Source organism: Roseomonas rosulenta, from assembly GCF_016106005.1.
Lineage (GTDB): Bacteria > Pseudomonadota > Alphaproteobacteria > Acetobacterales > Acetobacteraceae > Neoroseomonas > Neoroseomonas rosulenta.
Genome location: NZ_JACADR010000198.1, coordinates 1 through 8,401 on the forward strand (window position 1 = coordinate 1; position 8,401 = coordinate 8,401).

An 8,401-nucleotide genomic window follows, 5' to 3' on the forward strand; every position below is an offset into this window, starting at 1 on the left:
GGCCCGCCGGATCCGCCGCCGGGGACCAGGCGCGGGTCGCGACCCCGGCCGAGGCGGTCGCCGCCGGCGCCGACTGGATCGTGTTGGGCCGCCCCATCACCGGCGCCCCGGACCCGGCCGCCGCCGCCGCCGGCATCGCCGCCGAACTGGCCGGCTGAGCCCATGCCCGCCGAGGTGAAGATCTGCGGCATCCGGGATGCCGCCGCACTCACAGCCGCCGCCGAGGGGGGCGCGGACTACGTCGGCTTCGTCTTCTTCCCGCCTTCGCCGCGATACCTGACGCCTGCGGAGGCCGCTTCGCTTTCCGCCACGTGCCCCGGCGGTCCGAAGCGGGTCGGGCTGTTCGTCGATGCAACGGACGATGCCATCGCCGCGGTGCTGGCCGCCCTGCCGCTGGACATCCTGCAACTGCAGGGCACCGAGACTCCCGAACGCGCCGCCGCCATCCGCGCGCGCTTCGGCCTGCCGGTGATGAAGGCGCTGGGTATCGGCGCGCCCGAGGATTTCGCCGCGGTCGAGGCCTTCGCCCCGGTGGTGGACCGCTTCCTGTTCGACGCCAAGCCGCCGCCGGGGGCCGCGCTGCCCGGCGGCAACGCCCAGCCCTTCGAATGGCGGCTGCTGGCCGGGCGCGACATTCCGCGCCCCTGGCTGTTGGCCGGTGGCCTGACGGCGGACAATGTGGCGGAGGCGATCCGCACCGCCGGCGCGCCGGGGGTGGATGTGTCCTCGGGCGTCGAGCGCGCGCGCGGCGTGAAGGACCCCGCGCTGATCCGCGCCTTCATCGCCGCCGCGCGGGCCTGACGGGACCGGCCCGTCACGCGGGATGCGACGCCGATCATTGCGCCCGGCGCGCGGTCGTCGGAACATGCCGCCCCCGAGGGAGGGACCGACCGATGCGCCGCCTGCTGCCGCTGCTCCTGGTGCTGATCGCCGCCGCCTGTTCGAGCGGCCCGCGGCCCGATCCGCTGCTCTACACGGGCTCCGGCGGCCAGCCGATGGGCGCCGAGCTGTGGCTGCCCGAGGGGACGGAGCGCGTGCCGCTGGTCATCCTCTCCCATGACGTGCGCGGCAAGCGCGACGCGCATCTCACCGACTACGTGAATGCCCTGAAGGGCATGGGTGCGGCGGTGGTGGTGCTGGACCACTACACCTCGCGCAGCATCGACCCGTCCCGTCCGCCGACGGAGCGCGCCTATTTCACGACACTCGACTTCGCGCTCGACGCCTATGGGGCGCTCGATGCCGCCGTGCAGCATCCGCGCATCGACCGCCGGCGCGTCGGCCTGGTCGGCTTCGGCCAGGGCGGCGGGGGCGGCGCCATCCTGGCGGCGCATACCTCGGTGGCGCAGGGGCGTCCGGCCGATGCGGCCCGCTTCCTGGCCTTCGCCGCGGTGGCGCCGGACTGCTCCTACCGGATGGGCAATCGCGACACGGCGCGGCGGCCGATCCTGGTGCTGGTGGGCAGCCGCGACAACCGGACCGGCAAGCCGGCCTGCGACGACCTGACATCCTTCCTGCGCGCCGCCGGGGGCAATGTGACCATCAACACCTACCAGAATGCCCGGCACGGCTTCGACGACCCGCCCGGCCCGGTGCGTGCCGACCCGCAGGGCGAGAACCTGACCCGCTGCGTCTGGCAGCAGGGGCCGGACGGGCTGTGGCGGGAGCGTGCCTCCGGGATCTCGGGCGTGTCGCTGTTCCGCGTCGGCGCGACCGAGGCGACGGTCGACGCCTTCGTCCGCTCCCGCGCCGCCTGCCGCACGCTGGGCACCGAGATCCAGGGCGACGCCGCCTTCCGTGGCCGCGCGGTGGGCGAGGTCTCGGGCTTCATGAAGACGAACGTGATCGACGTGCGCGTGCGGTGAGCACCTGGTGCGGCCTCGGGGCGCCGGTCGGTCCGCGGCCCTACCGGAGCGGCAGGAACAGGTCGGTTGCGGCCTCGTGCTCCGGCACGTCGGGGAAGAAGGTCAGGCGCTGGCAATAGAGCGGGACATCCCGCGCCTCCTCGCCGCTCGACGGCAGCCAGTCGCGATAGAGGAACGTCGCGGCGGGGCCGAGGTCGTCGCTTGATCCGATGACGCGTAGCACCGCGCAGCGGCCGCCGGGAATGACGCCCGGCGTCACGCCATGCGGGCCGGCCGGTATCGCCCGCCGGGTGGCGGCGCAGAGATCGACATGGAAGTCCTCGGGCCGCGCCGGCTCGGGGTTGTGGAAGATGGTGAAGGTGGCGCTGGTCCCCGGCGTCAATCGGGCGGCGCGGCGCCAGGCGATGAAGCGCCGGATGGTCGCGCCGAGCCGCGCCGCATCGCCGCGATGCTGCATCACCGCGACCATCGTGTCCGGGACGTCGACGATCCGCACCTGATCCGGCGTGAAGACGTTCTGCATGGTGATGGTCCTCGCATCCTTGAGTGGCCGCAGGGCCAGCAACCACGACGCCCAGTCGGGGGCACACCTGAAATCCCTCGGCGCCTGTCCGAAGCGCTGCCGGAAGGCGCGGGCAAAGGCTTCCGGCGTCTGGTATCCGGCGTCCAGGGCGACCCCCGTGACGGTGGCGCCGTCGCGGAAGGCCAGCCTGTAGGAGGCGCGCTTCATCTGGACCAGCTGAACGTAGCGGTGAAGGGAGATCCCGACGGTTGCCGTGAATTGCCGGTGGAAATGGTATTTCGAGAAGGCCGCCACGCCGCTCAGCGCCTCGGCGTCCAACTCGTCGTCGATGTGCCGGTCGATGTGGTCCAGCACCCGTCGCATCCGGGCGAGATAACGTTCGAGCGTCGCGTTGGTCATTGCGCCCTCCTCGGTGCGCAGGGATAGGGCATGGCGCCGGCGGCGGCCTGCCGCATCTTGCGGGAATGCGCATCCGGCGGCCGGAGATCCGCGGTGCCCGTCCTGCATCGCCGTCTATGGCCGGGCGCCAGGCTATCGGCTAAACGGGGTGCCTCCTGGGAACGCCGAGAGATCCCCTTGAACAAGCCCCTGCCCAATTCCTTCCGCCAGGGCCCCGATGCCCGCGGCCGCTTCGGCCAGTTCGGCGGCCGCTTCGTGGCCGAGACACTGATGCCTCTCATCCTCGAGGTGGAGCGCGCCTATGACCAGGCGAAGCGCGACCCCTCCTTCATGGCGGAATGGCGCCGGCTGCTGACGCATTACGTCGGCCGGCCATCCCCGCTGTGGTATGCGGAACGCCTCACGAAGCACCTCGGCGGCGCCAAGGTCTACTTCAAGCGCGACGAGCTGAACCACACCGGCGCGCACAAGATCAACGCCGTGCTCGGCCAGATCCTACTTGCCAAGCGCATGGGCAAGACGCGCATCATCGCCGAGACCGGCGCCGGCCAGCACGGTGTCGCCACCGCGACTGCGTGTGCATTGATGGACCTGCCCTGCACGGTCTTCATGGGTGCCACCGACGTCGAGCGCCAGCAGCCCAACGTCTTCCGCATGAAGCTGCTGGGCGCTGAAGTCGTACCCGTGACCTCCGGCGCCGCGACGCTGAAGGATGCGATGAACGAGGGCCTGCGCGACTGGGTCGCGAATGTCCACGACACCTACTACTGCATCGGCACGGTGGCCGGCCCGCACCCCTATCCGATGATGGTGCGCGACTTCCAGTCGGTGATCGGCGAGGAGACGCGCGAGCAGATGATGGCCGCCGAAGGCCGCCTGCCCGACATGCTGGTGGCGGCGATCGGCGGCGGGTCGAACGCCATGGGGCTGTTCTATCCCTTCCTCGACGAAGCCTCGGTGCAGATGCGCGGGGTCGAGGCGGCGGGCCACGGGATCGACACCGACCAGCACGCGGCCTCCCTCACCAAGGGCCGGCCTGGCGTGCTGCACGGCAACCGCACCTACCTGCTGCAGGACGAATACGGGCAGATCCTGGAGGCGCACAGCATCAGCGCCGGGCTCGACTACCCCGGCATCGGGCCCGAGCATTCCTGGCTGCACGACCTCGGCCGCGTGCAGTACGTGAGCGCGACGGACACCGAGGCGCTGGAGGCATTTCAGCTGTGCTCGCGGCTCGAGGGCATCATCCCCGCGCTCGAGCCCGCGCATGCGCTGGCGCATGTCATGCAGCTCGCGCCCACCTTGCCGCCCGAGACGCTGATCGTGATGAACATGTGCGGCCGCGGCGACAAGGACATCTTCACCGTGGCGAAGCACCTTGGAGTGACGATGTGACCCGCGCCCCGCACCAAGCGGCGCGCGACCGCGCACAATCCATCCGCCGCGCCGGGCGCACCAGCGCATGGCGCGAAGGCAAGGCCGGCGGATGCCGGCCGCCCGCCGTCTGAGGGTCAGGAAATGTCTTCTCGAATCGCCGCGCGCTTCGCCGCGCTGAAGGCGCAGGGGCGCGGCGCGCTCATTCCCTTCCTCGAAGCCTATGACCCCGACCCCGCCACCTCGATGGCGCTCCTGCGTGGCTTCCCCGGCGCAGGGGCGGACCTGATCGAGATCGGCGTGCCCTTCACCGACCCCATGGCCGATGGCCCGACCGTGCAGCGCGCCGGGCAGCGCGGGCTCAAGGCCGGCGCCACGCTGGCCGGCACGCTCGCCATGGTGCGCGACTTCCGCCGCGAGGACGACGCCACGCCGGTCATCCTGATGGGCTACTACAACCCGATCCTGTCCTATGGCGTGGAGCGCTTCTGCACCGATGCCGCGGCGTCGGGCGTCGATGGCCTGATCGTGGTGGACGTGCCGCCCGAGGAAGCCGACGAGATCGAGCCCGCGGCGAAGGCCAATGGCCTCGATCTGATCCGCCTGGTGGCGCCGACCACCGGCGACGAACGCCTGCCGCGCGTGCTCGCGGCGACCACGGGCTTCGTCTACTACGTCGCGATCACCGGCATCACCGGCACGCGCAGCGCGACCAGCGAGGCGCTGGCCGCCGCCATTCCCCGCGTGCGCGCGCATACCACGCTGCCGATCGCGATCGGCTTCGGCGTGCGCACGCCCGAACAGGCGGCGGAAGCGGCGCGTATCGCCGATGCCGCGGTGGTGGCCTCGGCGCTGATCGACACGCTGGCGGCGAACCTGGACGACCAGGGTCGCGCGAAGCCGGATGCGGTGCGCAAGGTGCTCGACCAGGTGCGCGCGCTGGCCGAGGCGGTCCGCGCGGTGCGGAAAGCGGCGTAGTTTTTTCGCGCCCTCGAACGGCGTGCGCCGGCCATCCGGCCGGCTCGCCTTCGCGCCATGCGCCGGTGCACTGGCGGCGACGGGCGCATTGAGCGCGGTCGCGCTGTGCGCTCCCGGATTGCGCGTTGCGCAATCCGCATCGGTTCGGCCCTTCCGAAGCCTGGCGGGGCCGACGCGCCCGGCCTGCTCCGCGGGCCGGGGGCGCCGGCATCCGCCGCCGGATCACGCCTGCTGGCGCTGCGCGTAGTCCTGCTTGAGGCGGGCATAGGCGTCCCAGAAGGGCCCCGGTTCCTCGCCCGACACCCGCGCGACCAGCACGTCCAGGTGCGCGTGCCAGCCGGCGCTCACGCTCAGGCGCATCGCCGGATCGGCCACGCGATGATGCGTCACGGTCAGCAGCACGCGGCTGCCCGCCGGCGCCAGGTCGAAGGTCACGCCGCCGGTGCTGCCCCAGGTGATGGCGAGGCGGCGCGGCGGATCGACCTCGGTGATGCGCACTGCCATGCGGTGTTCGGCGTCGGCGGCGGGCGGCCGTTCGCCGGGCGGGTCCGTGAGGTCGTCGTTGCGCCACACCAGTTCGGTGGTGCTGCCGACCTGCATCGCCATTTCCCCGGCGGCGAGCCACTGGCGGCGCAGGTCGCTGCGCGTGAGGTAGTCCCAGACGCGCTCGATCGGGCCAGGCAGGTGCCGCTGGATCATCAGCGTGGTCGGTTCGATCAGCACGCCGTGGCTGTCGATGACTGCAACGTCGTTCATGGGTCGTCTCCTGCGGGGGTGGGTGGTTTGGCGGCATCCTCCGCGCGGAGGAGCCGTTCGAGCACGTCCAGCCGGTCTGTCCAGAACTGCTCGTAGAAGCGCAGCCAGCCATGCGCGCCGGCGAGCGGGCCGGGGTCGAGCCGGCACAGATGCGTCCGCCCGCGCACCTCGCGGCGGATCAGCCCGGCATTCTCCAGCGCCTTGATGTGCTTGGACGCGGCCGCGAGCGACATGGCGAAGGGTTCGGCCAGCTGGCCGACGCTGCGTTCGCCGGCCGCCAGGTCGTGCAGCATGCGGCGGCGGGTGGCATCGCCGAGGGCGTGGAAGACCGCATCGAGCTGGGGGGAATTTAATTCAACCATACGGTTGAATGTAGGCCTGGCCGCAGATTAGTCAACTATTTTGTTGAATGATGAATCGCACCGGCCAGCCGCCAATTGCCGGATCGTGCCCCTGCGGGTCCGGCATGGATGTCCAATCGCGAGCGTGACGCAATCCGCACACGCGGCATGCGCATACCGCCGAGACGGCGCCGGCCTCGACTGCGCGGAACGCTGGAGCCGTTCCGGTTCGCCTTGGCTCACGGCAACGTCTCTAGCCTGTTGTTTTCGCGGGCAGCTTCACCCGATCGGGCGGCTACGCCTGATCGGCGTCTGCTCTAATCCGGCAGTGCGTAGCGCACATACACCGTCCCGCGCGCCTCGTTCCAATCCGCCGAGCGGTCGTATCGCAGGGTCGCCCCCAGCACGAGGTCGCGCGACAGGCTGTATTCCACGTCTCCGCGCAGGCTGCCGATCACGCCCGCCTCGCTCTTGCTGGGGTAGAAGGCGAAGATCTGCGGGTTCGACCCGACGCGCGAGGCCAGTTGCGCCTGTAGCCCGGCATTGGTCGGGAAGACCGGCGTGCTGTCCTCCGACCAGACCGCGTAGCCAAGGGACCCGCCGAGCCGCCAGCGCCAATCCCCGGACCGCGCGCGCCATTCCACCGGGATGTTCACCGCCGTGTAGTCCTGCGGGCTGAAATACCCGCCATGGCCCAGCGTGAAGAAGCGCAGGTTCTGGTCATAGGCGAAGTAGACCAGGTCCATGCCGACCGTGACGGTCTCGTCCGGGCGGCGCACCAGGGCGAAGGACCCGCCCGCGCCCATCTCGACGCGGCTGTTGTCCGCCACGCCCTGCCCGTCGATCACCGCATAGCCGCCGCCCGCGTAGAAATTCGCCGGGCCGGTGGAATACTCGACCTGCGCGCGCCCGCCGGTGCGCACCACGCCGCCCCAGGTCTCCCCGGTCAGCGCATCGCGCTGGCCCGACCAGGAGAGCAGGCTGTCCGTCACCGCGCGCCGTTCGCCCGCCACGCGCAGGCGGAAGCCGCCGCCCAGTTCCGGCGCAACCTCGAGCCCGCCCACCACGGTGGGGAAGCGGAAGCCGATCGGCGAGCTGCCGACATCGCCGCGGAACCAGCCGCGCTGGTAGGACAGGCCCAGCGCAACGCCGCTCGCGCCATCGTCGCGCGGCGGACGCATGCCGCCCGGGTAGGCGATCGGGTTAGCGCCGAAGGATTGCAGGGAAACCAGGTCCGCCGGCAGCGTGCCCGCATTGATCGTGACCGGCGAGACGCTCGCGGTCACGCGCCCGCCGATGCCGCGCGGGGAGAAGGACCCCTCGATCGGCAGCGCCACCTCCTCGAGCCGGTCGAGCCCCTGCGTGCCCGACCGCCCGCGCACCGTGGGCAGCACGGAGAAGCGCGTCGCCGCGCCTTCGCGCGCGGCCTCCACCTCGCGCCCGATCTCGGCCAGCAGCGGGTCGCTCGGCGGCGCGGCGCCGGGAATGCCGGTGCCGCTGCCGCGGAAGGGGTTGGGCCCGGCCGTGGCGAAGCCCATCGGCACGACCGAGCCGACCTGCGCCTCGCGCTGCTGCTGCGCCTGACGGGCGGCAACCAGCGCGCCACGATTGTCGCCGCGTGCGCGCGCGAGCCGCGCCTGCATCAGCGAGACCCGCGCCTCGTTCGGCGCCAGCACGCGCGCCTCGTCGATCAGGTCCTCGGCGCGGCGGAAGTCGCGCCCGGCGATCGCGGCATCGACCGCCGCGGCGCGCGCATCGAGGTTGCGCGGGTCCCGCGCCAGCACGGATTCCGCGATGGCCTGCGCCTGCGCCGGCTGCCGCGCGCCGGCATGCAGCCGCGCCAGGGCCAGGTTGGCCGCCGGGTCGTCCGGGTTGCGCGCCAGCACCGGGCGCAGGCGATCGTAGCCCGCCGCCTGGTCGCCGGCCTCGTTCGCGCGGTCGGAGGCGCGCACCGCGACGCCGGCCATGAGCGCATCGGCCTGGCGGCGCGCCTCGACAGGCAGCGAAGGGTCGGCCTCGAGCCCGCGGGCCAGTGCGGCGGCCTGCTGTTCGTTCCCGGCCTCCAGCAGCGCGCCCGCGATGGCGAGCCGCGCCGCGGGGCTCGGGTTGCGGTTGACGGCGAGTGCCACGCGCGCCGCCTCGTCCGCGCCCCTCGGGTCGTTGAT

At 72.1% G+C, this 8,401-nt stretch carries 9 protein-coding genes; 5 read left to right on the forward strand and 4 right to left on the reverse strand.

All coding sequences use genetic code 11. From position 1 onward, the window contains the following. The 3 genes from HW578_RS19140 to HW578_RS19150 form a co-directional block, all read left to right on the forward strand. Window positions 1–158 (forward strand): orotidine 5'-phosphate decarboxylase / HUMPS family protein (locus HW578_RS19140; protein WP_198372311.1); only part of this gene is annotated, 158 nt, incomplete at its 5' end. 4 nt (window positions 159–162) lie between these two features. After that, on the forward strand, window positions 163–801 hold the full coding sequence (locus HW578_RS19145; protein WP_198372312.1) for a phosphoribosylanthranilate isomerase: 639 nt from the start codon (window positions 163–165) through the stop codon (window positions 799–801). Window positions 802–893: 92 nt separating this feature from the next. Continuing rightward, window positions 894–1,865: a dienelactone hydrolase family protein gene (locus HW578_RS19150; protein ID WP_198372313.1), complete on the forward strand. Its 972-nt coding sequence runs from the start codon at window positions 894–896 to the stop codon at window positions 1,863–1,865. Window positions 1,866–1,905: 40 nt separating this feature from the next. Here HW578_RS19150 and HW578_RS19155 read toward each other — a convergent pair whose 3' ends face one another. Next, the gene (locus tag HW578_RS19155) at window positions 1,906–2,787 is read right to left on the reverse strand and encodes an AraC family transcriptional regulator (RefSeq protein WP_232479122.1); all 882 of its coding nucleotides are present in this window, start codon (window positions 2,785–2,787) and stop codon (window positions 1,906–1,908) included. Between the two features lie 177 nt (window positions 2,788–2,964). Between HW578_RS19155 and trpB the strand changes: the two genes are divergently transcribed. Together trpB and trpA are read left to right on the forward strand one after the other, a co-directional pair. Continuing rightward, window positions 2,965–4,182: a tryptophan synthase subunit beta gene (trpB, locus tag HW578_RS19160; RefSeq protein WP_198372314.1), complete on the forward strand. Its 1,218-nt coding sequence runs from the start codon at window positions 2,965–2,967 to the stop codon at window positions 4,180–4,182. Between the two features lie 123 nt (window positions 4,183–4,305). Continuing rightward, window positions 4,306–5,139 (forward strand): tryptophan synthase subunit alpha, encoded by an 834-nt coding sequence (trpA, locus tag HW578_RS19165; protein ID WP_198372315.1) that lies wholly within the window; start codon window positions 4,306–4,308, stop codon window positions 5,137–5,139. Between the two features lie 222 nt (window positions 5,140–5,361). Here the strand turns inward: trpA and HW578_RS19170 are convergent, their stop codons facing one another. From HW578_RS19170 to HW578_RS19180, 3 genes are all read right to left on the reverse strand, one after another. Next, window positions 5,362–5,895 (reverse strand): SRPBCC family protein, encoded by a 534-nt coding sequence (locus tag HW578_RS19170; RefSeq protein ID WP_198372316.1) that lies wholly within the window; start codon window positions 5,893–5,895, stop codon window positions 5,362–5,364. Beyond that, window positions 5,892–6,257, reverse strand: coding sequence for an ArsR/SmtB family transcription factor (locus HW578_RS19175; protein WP_198372317.1), 366 nt, complete (start codon window positions 6,255–6,257; stop codon window positions 5,892–5,894). Before HW578_RS19175 ends, HW578_RS19170 begins: the two co-directional genes overlap by 4 nt. Before the next feature lie 296 nt (window positions 6,258–6,553). Continuing rightward, a partial coding sequence (locus HW578_RS19180; protein WP_198372318.1) for a cellulose synthase subunit BcsC-related outer membrane protein occupies window positions 6,554–8,401 on the reverse strand: 1,848 nt, incomplete at its 5' end.